Annotated in this window: 14 protein-coding genes and 1 pseudogene; 11 read left to right on the top strand and 4 right to left on the bottom strand. The window is 65.0% G+C overall.

The window, feature by feature from the left end; genetic code table 11:
* Positions 1-103: 103 nt before the first annotated feature.
* The 3 genes from LAQ74_RS09105 to LAQ74_RS09115 form a co-directional block, all read right to left on the bottom strand.
* Positions 104-1,573: a TrkH family potassium uptake protein gene (locus tag LAQ74_RS09105; RefSeq protein ID WP_224337211.1), complete on the bottom strand. Its 1,470-nt coding sequence runs from the start codon at positions 1,571-1,573 to the stop codon at positions 104-106.
* A 269-nt stretch (positions 1,574-1,842) separates the two neighbouring features.
* Positions 1,843-3,180 (bottom strand): Trk system potassium transporter TrkA, encoded by a 1,338-nt coding sequence (trkA, locus tag LAQ74_RS09110; protein WP_224332237.1) that lies wholly within the window; start codon positions 3,178-3,180, stop codon positions 1,843-1,845.
* Between the two features lie 151 nt (positions 3,181-3,331).
* A complete protein-coding gene (locus tag LAQ74_RS09115; protein ID WP_224332238.1) occupies positions 3,332-3,868 on the bottom strand; it encodes a type II toxin-antitoxin system RatA family toxin in 537 nt (178 codons plus the stop codon).
* Between the two features lie 260 nt (positions 3,869-4,128).
* Between LAQ74_RS09115 and LAQ74_RS09120 the strand changes: the two genes are divergently transcribed.
* Positions 4,129-5,319 (top strand): ABC transporter substrate-binding protein, encoded by a 1,191-nt coding sequence (locus LAQ74_RS09120; protein WP_224332239.1) that lies wholly within the window; start codon positions 4,129-4,131, stop codon positions 5,317-5,319.
* Between the two features lie 154 nt (positions 5,320-5,473).
* Here the strand turns inward: LAQ74_RS09120 and LAQ74_RS09125 are convergent, their stop codons facing one another.
* Positions 5,474-5,866 (bottom strand): HalOD1 output domain-containing protein, encoded by a 393-nt coding sequence (locus tag LAQ74_RS09125; protein WP_224332240.1) that lies wholly within the window; start codon positions 5,864-5,866, stop codon positions 5,474-5,476.
* 279 nt (positions 5,867-6,145) lie between these two features.
* On the opposite strand from LAQ74_RS09125, the gene LAQ74_RS09130 reads away from it, so the two are divergent.
* From LAQ74_RS09130 to mnhG, 10 genes and pseudogenes are all read left to right on the top strand, one after another.
* On the top strand, positions 6,146-6,538 hold the full coding sequence (locus tag LAQ74_RS09130) for a DUF7344 domain-containing protein (protein WP_224332241.1): 393 nt from the start codon (positions 6,146-6,148) through the stop codon (positions 6,536-6,538).
* A gap of 194 nt (positions 6,539-6,732) precedes the next feature.
* Complete coding sequence (locus LAQ74_RS09135) at positions 6,733-7,890, top strand: FecCD family ABC transporter permease (protein WP_224332242.1); 1,158 nt, start codon at positions 6,733-6,735, stop codon at positions 7,888-7,890.
* Positions 7,890-8,831, top strand: a complete 942-nt coding sequence (locus tag LAQ74_RS09140) for an ABC transporter ATP-binding protein (RefSeq protein ID WP_224332243.1) — start codon at positions 7,890-7,892, stop codon at positions 8,829-8,831. Before LAQ74_RS09135 ends, LAQ74_RS09140 begins: the two co-directional genes overlap by 1 nt.
* Before the next feature lie 111 nt (positions 8,832-8,942).
* Complete coding sequence (locus tag LAQ74_RS09145; RefSeq protein WP_224332244.1) at positions 8,943-10,175, top strand: ABC transporter substrate-binding protein; 1,233 nt, start codon at positions 8,943-8,945, stop codon at positions 10,173-10,175.
* Between the two features lie 57 nt (positions 10,176-10,232).
* Positions 10,233-11,042: an FAD-dependent oxidoreductase gene (locus LAQ74_RS09150; RefSeq protein WP_224332245.1), complete on the top strand. Its 810-nt coding sequence runs from the start codon at positions 10,233-10,235 to the stop codon at positions 11,040-11,042.
* Positions 11,043-11,821: 779 nt separating this feature from the next.
* A complete protein-coding gene (locus LAQ74_RS09155) occupies positions 11,822-13,186 on the top strand; it encodes a Cdc6/Cdc18 family protein (RefSeq protein WP_224332246.1) in 1,365 nt (454 codons plus the stop codon).
* A gap of 325 nt (positions 13,187-13,511) precedes the next feature.
* Positions 13,512-14,717 (top strand): bifunctional phosphopantothenoylcysteine decarboxylase/phosphopantothenate--cysteine ligase CoaBC, encoded by a 1,206-nt coding sequence (gene coaBC, locus LAQ74_RS09160; RefSeq protein ID WP_224332247.1) that lies wholly within the window; start codon positions 13,512-13,514, stop codon positions 14,715-14,717.
* A gap of 195 nt (positions 14,718-14,912) precedes the next feature.
* Positions 14,913-16,010: a monovalent cation/H+ antiporter subunit E gene (locus LAQ74_RS09165; RefSeq protein ID WP_425498527.1), complete on the top strand. Its 1,098-nt coding sequence runs from the start codon at positions 14,913-14,915 to the stop codon at positions 16,008-16,010.
* Positions 16,007-16,336 (top strand): cation:proton antiporter, encoded by a 330-nt coding sequence (locus LAQ74_RS09170; protein ID WP_224332249.1) that lies wholly within the window; start codon positions 16,007-16,009, stop codon positions 16,334-16,336. The genes LAQ74_RS09165 and LAQ74_RS09170 overlap by 4 nt, the downstream gene beginning before the upstream one ends.
* Positions 16,333-16,641: pseudogene (gene mnhG / locus LAQ74_RS09175) on the top strand (monovalent cation/H(+) antiporter subunit G); the annotation flags it as partial. The gene LAQ74_RS09170 and the pseudogene mnhG, both read left to right, overlap by 4 nt.
* Positions 16,642-16,800: the final 159 nt, after the last annotated feature.

Raw genomic sequence — 16,800 nt, forward strand, 5'->3', positions numbered from 1 at the left:
GGCGTTCCGAGCGCGCTACGGCCGCAGGTCAGGGCGTCCGCCCCACCGAGAGGAACGGTCGACCGCACCTCACCTCTCTTCACCCACCCCCACCTACACTCACTCACCGCTGCCAGTACTCCGGCGTCAGAAGCACCAGTACGGGAAGAATCTCCAGCCGACCGGCCCACATCAGCCCGACCATCAGCAGCTTCGAGGCGTTCGAGAACTCCAAGAAGCCGCCCATCGGTCCGAGGAAGCCGAACCCCGGACCGACGTTGCCGATGGTCGTCGCCGACGCGCTCACCAGTTCCAGCACCGTCACGTCGAGACCGACCCGGACGGCGTCCAGTCCGAGCAGTACCGTGGCGACGGCGAAGATGAAGAGGTACAGCAGCGTGAAGGCGTAGATACCGCGGACCGCCCGTTCGTCGAGCGCGCGTCCGCCGAGTCTGACGGGGCGGACCGCCTCCGGATGTGCGGTCGTGAACAGTTCGCGGCGGATCGATTTGAGGATAACGTACCAGCGGACGATTTTGATTCCCCCGCCGGTCGACCCTGCGGAGCCACCGACGAACATCGCGGCCAGCAGCACGGCTTTCGTCGGCGCGCTCCACGCGTTGAAGTCGAGGCTGGCGTACCCCGTCGTCGTCACCATGGCGAGAATCTGAAACAGCGCCTGCCGTACGGACGGTTCGAGGTTGCCGACGATTCCGGGCGCGGTGTCGGCGACGTAGGCGGCGTCGTACGTTCCGCCCGTGGTCCCGGGTGCGACGAACCCGTTGCCGCTGAACAGGAGTCCGGCGACGATCGCGGTGAGCACCGCGACGAGACCGAGGTACGCGCGGAACTCCCTGTCCTGGACGAGCGTCAGGGGGTCGTCCGCCAACACGTGCCAGATGAGCGCGAAGTTGGTGCCGGCGACGGCCATGAAGGGGATGATGACCCACTGGGCGGCGGCCGAGAACGCCTCGATGCTCCGCGCCTCCGGGGAGAACCCGCCGGTCGGCATCGTCGTCAGCCCGTGAGCGACGGCGTTGTACAGATCCATCTGCGGAGCCATTCCCCCGACGTGGAGGCCGTAGAGCAGCAGAATTTCGAGCACGGTGAACCCGAGATACGCACCCCACAGCACGCGCGCCGTCTTGGCGATTCGAGGCGTGAGTTTCTCGATACCGGGTCCGGGCGCTTCGGCGTCCATCAGTTGCGCGCCGCCGACCGAGAGCTCCGGGAGGATGGCGACGGCGAGCACGACGATACCCATCCCGCCGAGCCACTGGGTGAGCTGTCGCCACATCATGATGCCGCGGGTATGCGTTTCGTAGGAGATGCTGCCGAGGACGGTCGAACCGGTAGTGGAGAAGCCGCTCATGCTCTCGAACAGTGCGTTCACCGGGTTCGCCAGCGTCGATTCGGGATAGTGTGCCGGAGCGAGAAACGGGATGCCTTGGGCTTCGACGAGATACGGAATCGCGCCGACGACGGCGACGGCCAACCACGTCACCGCGACCATCAGAAAGCCCTCTCGCGCGCGGAGGTCCGGTTCGGGGTCGAGCCGCTCCAGCCACACACCGAACGACACGGTGACGACCATCGTCACCAGAAACGGAAGCACCGATTCGCCGTAGTAGAGCGAGACGACGACGGGGAGTGTGAGCGGAACGACGAGGTACTTCAGCACCGTCCCGACGAGGCTGAGACTGGCGCGGTAGTCGACGCGGAGGTTCGGCGGCCGCCAGCGGTTCCACGGAGTTGTCACGAGTGGCGTCCGGTTTCGACGGCGGGAGTATGAACGTAGTGAAACGCCGACGGATCGGATGAGAACACAGCGCTGCGAGTCGCTCGGCGACGGGGCGACGCCGCTCAGAGCTTCGGCGTCACGTCGTCGAGTACCTCGATATCGACGAAGACGACGACGTGGTCGCCGGGTTCGACGACGGTGTCTCCGCGCGGCGTGACGAACTCGTCGTGACGGGTGATGGCACCGACAACGACGCCAGTGGGCAGTTCCGTCATGACCTCCTTAATGGGTCGGCCCACGAGGACGCTGTCGTTGTCGACCTCGATTTCGAGGACCTCCGCCTTGTCGCTCTCGATGAGCGCGACGTTCTCCGCGCCGCCCTCGTGAGTGAAGCGGGTTATCTCCTCGGCGACGACCTCGCGGGGGTTCAGCCCCACGTCGACGCCGACCGTCTCGAACAGTTCGACGTACGCGGGCGTGTCGATGACCGCCACCGTCCGGCCCGCGCCGAGGCGAGTGGAGAGAAGCGAAACGAGGAGGTTCTTCTCGTCGGAGTCGAGCGCGGAGACGACGACGTCGGCGTCGCCGACGTGTTCGCGTTCGAGGAACTCGGCGTTCGTCGCGTCGCTCTCCATCACGATGGTCCCCGGCAGTTCCTCGGCGAGACGGCGCGCCCGGTCGGCGTCGTACTCGATGAGGCGGGGGCGGAGACCGCGTTCCTCGAGGAGTCGGGCGACGTGGAAGCCGACTTCGCTCCCCCCGACGATGACGACCTCCTCGGGCGACCCCGGCGACTCGGCGGGGACGAGCGCGTCCGAGAACGCCTGCACGCTCTCGGGGCTGCCGATGACGACGACTCGGTCGCCGGCGCCGATGACCGACTCCCCGCGGGGGATGACGACCTCGCCGTTTCGGAGGATGGCTGCGAACGTCAACGAGTCGAAGCGGTCGGCCTCGCGCACAGTCTGGTCGGCGACCGGACTGTCGGCGCTCACCTCGAACTCCGCCATCTGGACGCGACCCTCGGCGAACGGGTCGACGTCGCGGGCGGCCGGGAGGCCGATGATTCGGACGATGGCCTCGGCGGCGAGCAGGTTGGTACAGACCATGAAGTCGATGCCGAAGGCGTCGCCGGACTGCTGCCACGTGCGGAGATGTTCGGTGTTCTTCACGCGCGCGACGGTGAACGCGTCGCTGACGGCTTTCGCCGTCGCGCAGGCGACGATGTTCGTCTCGTCGTTGTCGGTCGTCGCGATGAGCATGTCCGCTTCGTCGATACCGGCGTCTCGGAGCACCGACAGCGAGGTTCCGTCGCCCTGAACGGCGAGCACGTCCAGCGAGTACGTCAGGTCGTCGACGCGGTTGGCGTCCCGCTCGACGACGATTACCTCGTGGCTCCCGTCGAGGTCCGAAGCGATGCTTTCGCCGACCTGACCGGCGCCGATGATGATTACGCGCACGGCGCACCCTCACCTCTGTTCATATCACTCGACCGTCGTCCGCCTACATTTGTCTTTTCTTCTGGAGAACGCGCGGCGGTCGGTCGACGCCGGGTCGGTGCGCGCTCACGCACCGGTTCGGTGCGTGCCCACATCCCAGTCCGAGACGCGCTCACACGCCGCTCGGCCGTTCGCGGACGGTGAGCGTCACCGAGCGCTCCCGGCCTTCGAGATCGGTGACGACGCGTTCGACGACGCGTTCGGCCTCCTTGACGACGAGCGGTTTTATCTTGTCGATGACCCAGTCGAAGGAGACGAACATCGGGAGGTCCAGCGCTCCGTGGGCGCTGTCGGGGTCGAACTCGACCTCGAACAGCACGCGGCACGCCGTCTCGGCGTCCGGCGGCGCGTTCTCGGGGAGTTCCTCCAGCGGCTCGACGAGCCAGCGGCCCTCCGCGTCGATGGTCTTCGTGAGTCGCCACTCGATGCGATTCGGCGGGTCGAGTTCCGTCACCTCCGAGTGGGCGGTGTAACTCAGTTTCCACCACTCGAACCGGAGCGCGTACTCCGTCCCCGGCACGCCGTCGCCATCGGCACGCACGTCGGTGAGGTACTTCGAGTAGTTCGCGTATCTGGGGAAATCGACGAGGAACTCGTACACCTCCTCGGACGGGAGGTAGACGACCGTCGAGACGGCTATCTCGTCCACGACAACAGATGTAGAGCCGACGGGGTAAGCGTTGCGGAGCCGTGTGTTTCGACGCGTATCCGCCCGGTGGCCGGTGTAGCCGTCGTGTGGCCGGGTACCGCCGGGACCGCGAGCATGGTCGTACGTACCGCGTTCGGCGTATCGTGGTCGTGTGTATCGCGTTCATCTGAACCGTGGTCGTGTATACCGTGTTACTGACACTCATTTAGGCGTGCCTAACAATCGACGCTTTTATCTGATTTAGGCGAACCTAAACAGATATGCGACGACGAAAGTATCTCGGCCTCGGCGCGGGTGCGCTCGTGACGGCACTCGCTGGCTGTTCGGACACCTCGGACGAGTCGACGCCCGCGGAGGGGACGGGTACGTCCGGCGACGCTTCGGGAACCGAGGAGTCGACGGGGAACGGCTCGGAGACGGGAACGGAGAACGGTGAGAGCGGGTCGTACACCGTCTCGATGGCACCCGTCGGCGACGTGACGTTCGACTCCGTTCCGGAAAAGTGGCTCGTCTACGAGGCGGGCTACGCCGACATGGGCGTCGCGCTCGGGCAGGCCGACGGACTGCTCGCCGTCGGCAACAAACCGCGCTACTACACCCGCTACTACGACGAACTCGACGGCGTGAGCGTCGACAGCGGATCGCTGACGCAGTTGCTCGGCGACGGGTCGCAGATAGACAAGGAACTGCTCTACGAACTGAACGCCGACGTCCACCTCGTCGACCCGAACTGGCTGATAAGCGGCTCCGGGTTCGGTCTGGAGCAGGCGGACATCGACGAACTCGACGAGAACGTCGCGCCCTTTATCGGCAACACCATCTTCCGGCGGACCGACACCGAGTGGCACGACTACGAGTACTACACGATGTACGAGGCGTTCGAGAAGGTCGCACAGGTGTTCCAGCAGGAGGAACGCTACCAGCAGTTCAAATCGGTGCACGACGACTACGTCGAGTCGGTACAGTCCGAACTGCCGCCGGAGGGAGAGCGGCCGAACGCGCTCTTGACCTTCGGCGCGGGCGACGAACCCGAGGAGTTCTCCCCGTACCGTCTCACCGACGAGGGGACGAACAAGAAGCAGTTCCACGACCTCGGTATCGGTGACGCGCTCGAAGGCACCGGCGTCGACGGCCTCTCGACGAGCGACCGCGGCACCATCGACTACGAGACGATGCTCGAAGTCGACCCCGACGTCCTGCTCGTCCGCGGACACGAGGACAAGACCGCTGACGAGTTCGCGAACACGGTTCTGTCGTTCATGCAGAACCACGACGTCGCGAGCGAACTGACCGCCGTCCAAAACGAGATGGTGTTCCGCGGCGGCCCCATCTACCAGGGGCCGATTCAGCACCTGTTCACGCTCGAACGCGCCGCGAAGGACTTCTTCCCGGAGACGTTCGAGGGTGACCTCTTCGACCGGAGCGCCGTGTCGGACGCCATCTCCGGTTGAGGCATCCGAAAGGAGGCGCGGACGCCGACCGGACCGCGCACTGCTCTCCCCCGTTTGCTCGCTTCTCTCTCCTCCCCCCTCCAGCCCTCACTCCGTGGGTCGCGCTCCCGAGAGTGTCATTCGTTCCCGAGAGCGTCACTCGCTCCCGAAAGTATCACTCGTTCTCGTCCGACGGCGCGTCGTAGACGGTGTCTGCGATTCGCGACGCGGCGGCGGTGCTCTCGACGCCGGGGCCGACGCGTCCCCCGCGTTCGACGCCATCCAACTCGAAGACGGTCAGGTCCCCGTCGCCGGTGACGACGACTTCGTAATCGAGGTAGATGAAGCCGATTCGAACCTTCGACTCCGTGGCCTGGCGCCGTCGCGCGAAGAGGTTGTCGAGCGCGTCGGCGTCGAGGTACGTCCGCAGCGGCGGGAGTTCGTGGGTCGTGACGCCTTCTATCGTCGCAATCGTGGTAACGACGGCCTCCGTCACCGTTCCGTACTCGTCGAGGGAGACGGTAGAGACCAGGCCCGAACTACCGGAGTCGGCGTCGTCGTCGCTCATCGATGTGCTCCAACTGTGAGACGGCTGGTCGGCGAAAGATGACGCAATCGAAACGGCTGGCAGATGCGTGTCACGGTTGTCGCGTACATACATCTCCGGATACTTATATTTGATAGAGTTACTGTCAGGAAAACAGGTAATAATCGCCGCTACCGAGTGTCTCTAGTTCGGTGTCCTGAATTACATTCGATAGTGATATTCAACGTCGAAGATAGTTGTCCGACGTTGTGTTCGGATTCCGGGGCGGGTTTTAAAAGGGAATAGGTAGTGTATATAAACATGAACGGCGACGTCGGAGAGCCCACCGAGAGGGCGCTTGCGTCCGGAATTCGCGACGGACGCGCAGTAGAACTGTTCGACGCGCTGAGCGACAAGCGTCGTCTCTGGGTCGTCGACTATCTCTCCGAGGCGGACGGCTCCGTGGCACTCGCCGAACTCGCCTGCGTCGTCGCCGAGAGGGAGACGGGTGCGCCCGTCGCCGACGAATCCGAGGACGCCTACAGAGAAGCGTACGCGAGTCTGTACCACAACCACGTCCCGAAACTCGCTCGCATCGACGTCGTCGACTACGAGGAGGACCAGCGGACGCTCGAACTCGTCGACTGCGCCGAACTCGCACCGTTGCTGGAGTTCGTCGCCGTCGAGCACCGACCGGACGAGACGTCGGACTGACGGACACAAACCTTTTTAGGCAATCCTAAAAATCGAAGTTCTTTTGAACCGGCGAGACACCAGTTTGGGACATGAAACGTCCGAGAGTGGCCGGTACGCGAGACCGGGAACGGTCGACGGGCAGGCGCCCGATTGGTGGGCGCACTCCCGATCGGTGGGCCCGCTCCGGCGGAGTCGAAAGGAGCGTTCGATAGATGGCGAGCGACACGCAGACGAGCGAGCACGGGAACGCGGCGAAACGAACCCGCTTCGGATGGGTGAACTCCTCGCTCGTCACGTTGGCGGTGGCCAGTCTCGTCGTCGTCGTGCTCGCGGCGCTCGTGCAGGTGAGTTTCGGGACGTACTCGATGACTATCGCACAGGCGTGGCGCGCGGTGTTCGACCCCACCGTTCTGACGAGTCCGTACCTCCTGTTGCAGTTCTTCTTGGGCGAAGGCGTCGCGGAGTCGGTCGCGGGTGCGTTCGGCTTCGAGGCCGCCGCGCCGGAGCTAACGAGAGAGACGCTCATCGTCTGGAACATCAGACTCCCGCGCGTCGTCGTCGGCGCGCTGGTCGGCGCGAACCTCGCCGTCTCGGGGGCGATATTTCAGGCCGTGACGCGAAACGAACTCGCCTCGCCGTACATCCTCGGCGTCAGTTCGGGCGCGGGGCTTGCGATTCTGCTCACGCTCGTCTTCTTCACCGGGCTGGCGGCCTACCTGCCGATTCTCGCCGCGCTCGGTGGGACGCTCGCGTTCGTCATCGTCTACGGCATCGCGTGGAAGAACGGGACCAGTCCGGTGCGTCTCGTCCTCGCGGGCGTCATCGTCTCGACCATCTTCGGATCGCTGCAGACGGCCATCTTCTTTTTCGCCAGCGACATCGGCGTCGTCCAGAGCGCCATCGCGTGGACGACGGGTTCTCTGACGGGAACCGACTGGGAACAGGTCCGGATGGCGCTGCCGTGGACGGTGCTCTCGCTAGTGCTCGCCGTCGCTGGGTCCCGACAGTTGAACGTCCTGCTGCTCGGCGAGAAGACGGCGCAGGCGCTCGGGATGTCCGTCGAGCGCGTCCGCTTCGCGCTGTCGGGCGTCGCGATTCTCGCCGCCAGCGCCGCCATCGCCGTCGCCGGTATCGTCGGCTTCGTCGGCCTCGTCGTCCCGCACATCGTCCGCAACATCGTCGGCAGCGACTACCGCCGACTGGTCGTCGGCTGTGCGTTCGCCGGTCCCGCGCTGATGGTTGGCGCGGACGTGGGTGCGCGCCTCGCGCTCAATCCGGCGCAGATTCCGGTCGGAATTGTCACCGGCCTCGTTGGCGGCCCCTACTTCCTCTATCTCATGCGCAAGAAACAGCAACTGGGTGAGATCTGATGGTGGACTCGAACGTCCCGACGAACTCCGCAGCGTCGAATCGGACGAACGGCACCGAACCCGCCGACTCGGGGGCGAACGCGGACACAACCGACCCGGCTACCTCCGCCGACGAATCCGGTACGGTCGAGGCGGCCGACTCCAGCGACGCAACAGAGCTCGTCGGCGAGAACCTCGCCATCGGCTATCCGACGACGCCGGAACCGGTCGTCGAGTGCGACTCGGTCGTCGTCCCCGCGGGCGAGGTGACCGCCCTCGTCGGCCCGAACGGCTCCGGCAAGAGCACGCTACTGCGGTCGCTGTCGAACCAACTCGAACCCGAGCGCGGCAGCGTTCTCCTCGACGGCCACGAACTGCAGACGTTCGGGACGAAGGAGCTCGCACAGAAGCTCGGCCTGCTCTCTCAGGAGAACGAAGCGCCCAGCAGTCTCACCGTCGAGGAACTCGTCTACCACGGCCGCTATCCGCACCGCGGTTTCTTCGAGACGGTCAACGAAGAGGACGAGAGGGCCGTCTCGAAGGCCATCTCGCTGGCGGGCGTCGAACACATCCGCGACTCGCAGGTCGGCAACCTCAGCGGCGGCCAGAAGCAATTGGCGTGGATTGCGATGGTGTTGGCACAGGACACCGACGTGTTGCTGCTCGACGAGCCGACGACGTATCTGGACCTCCACCACCAGTTGCGCGTGATGGAGGTCGTCCGGACGCTCAACCGCGAACGCGACGTCACCGTCGCCGTCGTCCTCCACGACATCGGCCAGGCCGCGCGCTTCGCGGACAACCTCGTCGCCATGCGCGACGGCGAGCTATACGACTGGGGTCCGCCCCGAAAAGTCGTCACCGAGGAACTGCTGCGCGACGTGTTCCGCGTCGAAGCCACCGTCGACGCCGACCACCCGACCGGCCCGCACATCTCGCCGCACCAGGCGATGGACGAGTAGCGTCGAGTGGAGTCGAACTGTCGGGACAGCGGTTTTCCGCTTCGATTCCACACGCTTTAGGGTGGCCTAAAATCCAAAGCGTTTAACTAGGGATTAGGCGAGCCTAAAACCATGGTCGAAAACAGTCAGTCGAGTCGTAGAACGTTTCTGAAATACGGGGGGACGGTCGCAGGTAGTGCAGTTCTCGCGGGCTGCGTCGGCGGTGTCGGCGACGAGTCGGATTCGAGTGGTGGGTCCACCGACGACGCCGTCGGAGCCTCGAACGGCTCCGAGGATGGGTCGAATGGTGGTTCCGACGGTGACCCCTACGCCGTCTCGATGGAACCGACAGGAGAAGTGACGTTCGAGTCGGTCCCCGAGCGGTGGGTGTCCTACAAGTCCGGCTACGGCGACATGGGCGTCGCGCTCGGCGTCGGCGACGGGATGGTCGGAACCGACATCGAGTACGGTTCCTTCGACGTTCTGAGCCGCCGGTTCTACGACCAACTGCCGGGCTTCGAGTTCGGTCTCGACGGCGTCACCGACATCAGGGGCGGCGGCGAGAACGTCGACAAGGAGGTGTTCTACGAGATGGACGCCGACGTCCACCTGATGGATCCGAACCTCCCGAAGGTGTACTTCGAGTGGGACGACGCCGACACCGAGGAGATAGCCGAGAACGTCGCCCCCTTCGTCGGGAACTTCAACCGTCGCAAGCGCGACGACTCGTGGGGCGAGTCCTACCAGTTCTACACGCTGTACGAGGCGTTCGAGAAGGTGGCGCAGGTGTTCCAACGCGAGGAGCGCTACGAGGCGTTCGCGGAGTTGCACGACGAGGTGCAGGCCGAAATCGCCGACGCGCTCCCGCCGGAGAACGAGCGTCCGAGCATCGGCCTTCTGAACGGCGGATCGGACCCCGCGAACGGCGAGCTGTACGTAATGGACCCGACGGCGAAGGGGTACGAGATGAAGCAGTACCGCGACCTCGGCATCCGAAACGCCTTCGAGGGGGCCGAGACCGGCGAACACGGACTCGTCGACTACGAGACGGCCCTGGAGTACGACCCCGAAATCATCGTCTTCCACTGGGGCGTGACGTACGAGGCCGACGAGTTCGCCGAGCAGTTCGTCGAACCCATGCGGAACCACGAGGTGGGGAGGGAACTGACCGCGGTGAAGGAGGGGAACCTCTACCCCGGTGGCACCGCCGAACAGGGGCCGCTCATCAATCTGTTCCAGACGGAGATGCTCGCCCAGCAGCAGTACCCCGAGACGTTCGGCGAGTTCCCCGGACTCGGCGAGGAACCGGAGGAGACGCTGTTCGACCGCCAGCGCGTCGCCGACATCGTCGCCGGCGAGTTCTGACGCCGATAGCGAATCGAAACCGACGAGGCTTCACCGCACTCCGAACTACGAGAGACCATGAGCGGACCATCGAACCCGGACGGAGGAACGGAGACGGACGAAACGGCCGATATCGAGAACACCATCGACACCCGCCGCCACGACGTGCTCGTCGTCGGCGGCGGCGTCGCCGGACTGAGCGCGGCGACGTTCACTGCGCGTGCCGGACTCGATACTGTCGTCGTCGACGACGGCAACTCGATAGTCAAGCGGAACGCGCATCTGGAGAACGTCCCCGGATTCCCGGCGGGCGTCAACTCCCGACTGTTCTGCGAGATGCAGCGCGGACAGGCCCGGCGAAGCGGCTCTACGTTCGTCGACGGTCGAGTGACTGGACTTCGACGCGTCGACGACGGGTTCCGTGCGACCGTCGACGGCGACGACGATGTTGGGGAACTCGAATCGAGGTACGTCGTCGCCGCCTCGTGGAGCGACACCGGTTATCTCGACGGCCTCGGGGTCGACCTACGAGTCGCGGGAAGCAAGACGTACATCGGCGACGACGGCCTTGGGCGGACGAACGTCGAGGGACTGTACGCCGCCGGACGGCTGACCGAGCGCTATCACCAGGCGGTCGTCGCCGCAGGTCACGGCGCACAGACGGCGATTACGCTGGTCCACGACTCGGAGACGCCGTTCTACAACGACTGGGTCGCTCCGGAGGGCTACTTCACCGACCGTGGTCGGGAGGTGCCGCCGGGCTGTGAGGAGATAGACGAGGCCGAACGACGCCGGCGTGAGGCCGAGTCGCTGGAGACGATGCAGACGTTCTTCGCCGAACCGCATCCGGAATCACAGCGGACGCATCCGAGTCTCGTCGACGAGTAAAGTGCGGCAGACCTTGTCAGCGAAGAAGAACGTACAGCAGATCTGATCGGCGAAGAAGATCGATTGGAACCGCGTCGACGAGTATCCGAGCGGGCGTTCGGAGCCACGTAACCCTCCCACACCAGTTTGCAAATGTTCGTGACGGCGAGAGAGGGGGTGGTCTCGCTGCCGAACGGACGAAGAACCCTCATTTCGATATAAAGGAGACGTATCGTCGACCGAACCACACCAGTTTGCAAATGTTCGGGGTCGTCTACGTCCGTCCGTTTTGCGAGAAAACTCTATACTACACTACACTAGTTTAGAAAGATATAATCATAAGAAAGAGATCTCGTCCGGAGACTCACGATAACACGTCCCACGGCAAGTGTTAGCATCGGGCTTCTCATCGGTCGCGGGTCGTGCTCTCGCCCGAGACCTCCGACCTCGACTCGCGCTCACGCCCCCACCCCCTCTCGCAGACGGAACATTTGCAAACTGGTGTGAGAGAGTGGGCAGCTACGCCGTCCGACCGCCGTCGCAAGTTCCGAGACGTCCGAGAACACTTGAAAACCGCTCTCCCCCGATTCGAGCCCGACCGTTCGACGGCTGTCGAACGGACTCAACAGTTGAGTTCGTCGCCGGAGTTCGATGGTCGAGTTCGACGGGCTCGGCCGTCGACAAGCGTTCTCTACTCGAGTCAGCTCGCGACGATGGTCGGCCGAAAGCGGCTAGCACTTGAAACACGTGAAGCATTTGCAAAGCACTAAGTGGTGGCACCCGGCAGGCACGAATACTCCATGGCACCGGACTCTATCTTCGAAGACGAGGCCGAGGTGTTCCGCGACATCGAGGTTCTCGAAGAGGACTACACGCCCGACACCATCCTCTGTCGCGACGAGGTGATGACGGAGTACATCAACGTCCTCAAGCCCATCTACAAGGGTCGACCGCCCCAGAACGCGTTCCTCTACGGCGACACCGGTGTCGGCAAGACCGCCGTGACCAACCACCTCACGACGCAGTTGGAAGACGACATCCGACAGAAGAACGAGGATATCGAGCGAAAGCACGAACGAACGCAGGACGCGGACGACGCCGACGAGGCGAACGCCGCCGTCGACGGCGAGACTACCGACGCTGCCAACGCCGTCGATGCCGCCGATTCGACTGCCCCCGTCGACCTCACCATCGTCAAGGTGAACTGCCAGAACCTCACCTCCACCGGCGAGCGGACCTCCTCCTACCAGGTCGCCATCGCGCTGGTCAACGAACTCCGCCCGCCGAAGGACATGATCGCCTCCACCGGCTACGCCCCGCAAGCCGTCTACTCGATGCTGTACGAGGAGATGGACGCCCTCGGCGGCACGGTGTTGGTCATCCTCGACGAGGTCGACCGCATCGGTGCCGACGACACCATCCTCTACGAACTCCCCCGCGCACGGGCGAACGAGAAGGTCGAAAACGCCCGAATCGGCCTCATCGGAATCTCGAACGATTACACGTTCCGGTCGAACCTCTCGCCGAAGGTCAAGGACACGCTCTGTGAGACCGAAATCAAGTTCCCGGCCTACAACGCGATGCAACTACGCGAGATTCTGCGCGACCGCGCCTCCCGCGCGCTCTACGACGAGACGTACGGCGACGACGTCATCGCACTCTGCGCGGCGCTCGCCACCCGTGAATCCTCCGGGAGCGCCCGAAAAGCCATCAATCTCCTGCGCCGCGCGGGCGAAATCGCCGAGAACGACGGCCGGACGTCCATCCTCGAAGCCAACGTCCACGAGGCGAAAGACGATCTGGAGTACGGCGACATGGTCGACTCCATCACCGACCAGGACGCGCACAAGCGCTACGTGCTCGCCGCCGTCGCCCACCTCTCGAAGGCCGACGCGACGCCCGCGCGCGTGAAGGAGGTCCACCGCGCGTACCGCGCCGTCGCCGAGAGCTACGCCGCGGACCCGCTGAGTCAGCGCGGGATGTATAACCACCTGACGAAACTGGCGATGCTCGGCTTCCTCACTTCCCACGACAACAACGAGGGTATCAAAGGCGGCCAGTACTACGAGTTCGAGTTCTCCGACGAGGTCGACCGCTCGAAAGTCCGCGAGGCGTTCGAGTCGATGGGGCACTCCTGGCACGACGTGCGAATTCACGATTCGTAGCCCCTGAAACGGGGGAGCATTTGTAAACCGGTGTCCCTCGCCCACCGAAACACGTTTATCCGGTTACGTAACTGGACCTCTCGACCGGTTCTGGACGTGTCGTTCACCGGGAGCATTTGCAAACCGGTGTAGTCGCCGGGTCGCGTCGAGTCGCGTCGAGTCGCGTCGAACCACATCGAACCACACCGAACCACACCGCACACATCGAACGCATCGAACCAGACCGAACCGGACCGAATCGAGACGCCGACCGTTCGTGCCAGCGAGGGGTCACCTGTCGTGAACCGCACAGGACTATGTACCGCCGCCCCCGACTCCCCGGTAGATGCTTCAGGGAGTCAACGTCGCGCTGGGGGTGTCGGGCAGCATCGCCGCGGTCAAAGTCGTCGAACTCGCCCACGAACTCCGGCGACAGGGTGCGAGCGTCCGCGCCGTAATGACCGACAGCGCCCGCGGCATCCTCCACCCGTGGGCCGTCGAGTTCGCCACCGAGAACTCCGTCGTCACCGAGATCACGGGCCGCGTCGAACACGTCGAACTCTGCGGCCGCGAGGGCTGGGCGGACGTGCTGCTGCTCGCGCCCGCGACGGCGAACACGGTCGGGAAAATCGCTGCCGCCGTCGACGACACGCCGGTGACGACCTGCGCGACCACCGCCCTCGGCGCTGGGATGCCCGTCGTCGTCGCGCCTGCGATGCACGAACCGATGTACGATCACCCCGGCGTGCTCGACGCCATCGAGCGTGTCGAGTCGTGGGGGGTCTCCTTCGTCGACCCGCGAATAGAGGAGGGGAAAGCCAAGATAGCCACCGAGGAGGCCATCGTCACCGACGTCGCGCGCGTGACAACTGAGCAGTCGCTGTCGGGAACTCACGTCGTCGTCACCAGCGGCGCGACGAGCGAGCGAATCGACCCGATTCGCCTGTTGACCAACCGCGCGTCCGGGCGGACCGGCCGCGAAGTCGCCCGCGCCTGCTACGTCCGCGGCGCCGACGTGACGCTCGTCCACGACGGGCCCGACGTGTTCTATGCCGCCGTCGAACGCGTCGAGAGCGCCGCCGAGATGCTCGATGCGGTCGAAGCCGCCTGCGCCGGTGACACCGACGGAAACGGTGGCGACGGCGACGATGAGAGCGCTGCGGACGCCCTCGTCTCCGCCGCCGCCATCTCCGATTTCACCGTCGACGCCGCAGCGGAGAAGATCCGATCCGGTGAGGCGCGAACCCTCGAGCTGACGCCGACGCCGAAGCTCGTCGACACCGTCCGCGACGCCCACCCGAACCTCCCCATCGTCGGATTCAAAGCCGAGACGAGCGGCGACGACGAGTCGATGGTCGACGAAGCCACGCGTATCCTCGACCGAGCGTCGCTGTCGTTCGTCGTCGCCAACGACGCGAGCGTAATGGGAGAGTCGACGACGCGGGCACTGTTCGTCCGAGAGGACGGCGTCGTCGGTGAGTACGTGGGTGACAAAACCGGTCTCGGCGGGCGGGTCGCCGACGAACTCGCGGCCGAACTCGACGAAAACTGAGCTTCTCTCGCTCCGCATTCAGTATCTCCGACGACCTGATACATCCCTCGAACGCGAAATGAGATAAGAATAGTTTTGCGTCAACAGCTACTCGCTTCATACGATTAGCCAGTATGACGGGTCGAACACGCTTGAGCGACTGTTGGCCTCCCCACCGTCGCCGAATGGAGTGGAGAGACAGTGGCGGCTGAGGAAATGACGGGCGCGCGGGTGCTCGTTCCGGTCGGCGAGTCGCCGACGCTTCGAAACACCGTTGCCTACGCCGTCCGAACTGCCCGCGAACGCGCTGCGGAGTCCGAGCAGTCCGCGACCGTTCACTTCGTCTATCCGGCGTTGTGGCGCGCGATAGAGCCGACGCGCGCAGGGAAGTTCGAACAGGCCGAAGAACTGCTCGACCGCGTCGAACTGTGGGCCGAGGAGGACCTCGGCGAGGACGAAGACGGGTCCGAACCAGCCGTCGATGTCGAGACGGCCGTCGTCGGCGCCGACGAGTACCTGTTCAGCCCGGCCGATTTCGCCCGCGTCATCATCGAATACGCGCGAGAGCACGATCTCGACCGCATCGTCGTCGACCCGGAGTACCAGCCGGGCGGCAACGCGCCGATGCTGCGCCCGCTGGAGTACGAACTGACGAAGTCCGAACTGAGCGTCGAGGAAGCGCCGGTCGAACGACCGACGCGTCGCGGCGTGCTCGTCGGCCGCGAGAGCCTGACGCAGTATCTGCTCGTCTTCGGGGCGTCGTACCTGTTCTACGTCGTTCTCGGTGGATTCAGCGGCGCGTTCGACTACGTGACGGGCGCGATAAGCGCCACCGTCGTCACGGTCGTTCTCGGGAAAATCGCGATGAAGGGGAAACCGAACCTCCGACAACTGCCGGGCGTCCTCGGACGACTGCTTCTGTACACGCCGTATCTGCTCTGGGAGATCGCCAGAGCGAACGTCGCGCTGGCGTACGTCATTCTCCATCCGCGACTGCCCATCGACCCGGAGATGGTGCAGTTCGAGGCCGCCGTCTGGAACGACCTCCCGGCGACGACGCTCGCCAACAGCATCACGCTCACGCCGGGGACGCTGACCGTCGAGGTCAGCCAGCGCGAGTTCGTCATCCACTCGCTCACCGGGTCCGCCCGCGAAGACCTCTTCGACGGGGCGCTCGAACGCGCCGTCCGCTTCGTCTTCTACGGCCGGGCGGCCGCACGAATCCCGAGTCCGAAGGAACGCGACGCGACGCGCGAAGAGGTGTCCGAGACGCCGAACGACTCGGTGGTCACCGACGGCGGGGTCGACCGATGAACGCCGTTCCGCTCGCCGCCGCGTCCGGTGCTGCCGACCCGGCGAACCTCACGCCGTTCGTCGCCGACGCGCTACTCGGCGCGGCGGCGGCGTTCGTCGCTCTCGCAGTCGTGGTCCTCTACCGCGTCGCCAAGGGGCCGACGATGCAGGACCGCGTCATCGCCGTCAACGTCATCGGTTCGAACACCGTGGTCATCCTCGCGTTTCTGGCCGCGGCGTTCGGTGAACCGGGCTTCCTCGACGTGGCGCTGGTCTACGCGCTGCTCAACTTCCTGATGAGCATCGCCATCTCGAAGTTCACCGTCGAACGGGGTGGCGTCATATGACGCCGGTCGAACTCGCTATCGTCGCGCTGCTCGCCGGCGGCGTCTTCTTCGCGTTCGTCGCGGCGGTGGGCGTGCTCCGCCTGCCCGACCTCTACACGCGGACGCACGCCGCCTCCAAGAGCGACACACTCGGCGCGGTGCTGGGTCTCGGCGCTGTCGCGCTCGTTTTCGGCGCGGAGCTGTCGACGGTGAAGGCGGTGTTCCTGCTCGTCTTCATGTTCGTGACGAACCCGACGGCGGCGCACGCCATCGCGCGTGCGGCCTTCGACCAGGACATCGAACCGTGGACGAACGAAGACGCGGAGCGAACTACTCGCGGTGCCGACGCCGACCGCTCGCCCGAGGACGCCGACGGTTCGGAGTCGGTAGCGACCGACGGCGGTTCCGCGAGCGACGCGAGCGGAACCTCGTCGGGAGCGAAGCGAACAGACGGCGGGTCCGCGTCGGGAACCGATTCCGCGGAC

This window comes from Haloprofundus halobius, from assembly GCF_020097835.1.
Lineage (GTDB): Archaea > Halobacteriota > Halobacteria > Halobacteriales > Haloferacaceae > Haloprofundus > Haloprofundus halobius.

Excerpts from the sequence above, each read along its gene's own strand:
- LAQ74_RS09105 (WP_224337211.1), bottom strand. The coding sequence starts at position 1,573 with ATGGTCGTCACCGTGTCGTTCGGTGTGTGGCTGGAGCGGCTCGACCCC.
- LAQ74_RS09120 (WP_224332239.1), top strand. The coding sequence starts at position 4,129 with ATGCGACGACGAAAGTATCTCGGCCTCGGCGCGGGTGCGCTCGTGACG.
- LAQ74_RS09125 (WP_224332240.1), bottom strand. The coding sequence starts at position 5,866 with ATGAGCGACGACGACGCCGACTCCGGTAGTTCGGGCCTGGTCTCTACC.
- LAQ74_RS09130 (WP_224332241.1), top strand. The coding sequence starts at position 6,146 with ATGAACGGCGACGTCGGAGAGCCCACCGAGAGGGCGCTTGCGTCCGGA.
- LAQ74_RS09135 (WP_224332242.1), top strand. The coding sequence starts at position 6,733 with ATGGCGAGCGACACGCAGACGAGCGAGCACGGGAACGCGGCGAAACGA.
- LAQ74_RS09140 (WP_224332243.1), top strand. The coding sequence starts at position 7,890 with ATGGTGGACTCGAACGTCCCGACGAACTCCGCAGCGTCGAATCGGACG.
- LAQ74_RS09145 (WP_224332244.1), top strand. The coding sequence starts at position 8,943 with ATGGTCGAAAACAGTCAGTCGAGTCGTAGAACGTTTCTGAAATACGGG.
- LAQ74_RS09150 (WP_224332245.1), top strand. The coding sequence starts at position 10,233 with ATGAGCGGACCATCGAACCCGGACGGAGGAACGGAGACGGACGAAACG.
- LAQ74_RS09155 (WP_224332246.1), top strand. The coding sequence starts at position 11,822 with ATGGCACCGGACTCTATCTTCGAAGACGAGGCCGAGGTGTTCCGCGAC.
- coaBC (WP_224332247.1), top strand. The coding sequence starts at position 13,512 with ATGCTTCAGGGAGTCAACGTCGCGCTGGGGGTGTCGGGCAGCATCGCC.
- LAQ74_RS09165 (WP_425498527.1), top strand. The coding sequence starts at position 14,913 with ATGACGGGCGCGCGGGTGCTCGTTCCGGTCGGCGAGTCGCCGACGCTT.
- LAQ74_RS09170 (WP_224332249.1), top strand. The coding sequence starts at position 16,007 with ATGAACGCCGTTCCGCTCGCCGCCGCGTCCGGTGCTGCCGACCCGGCG.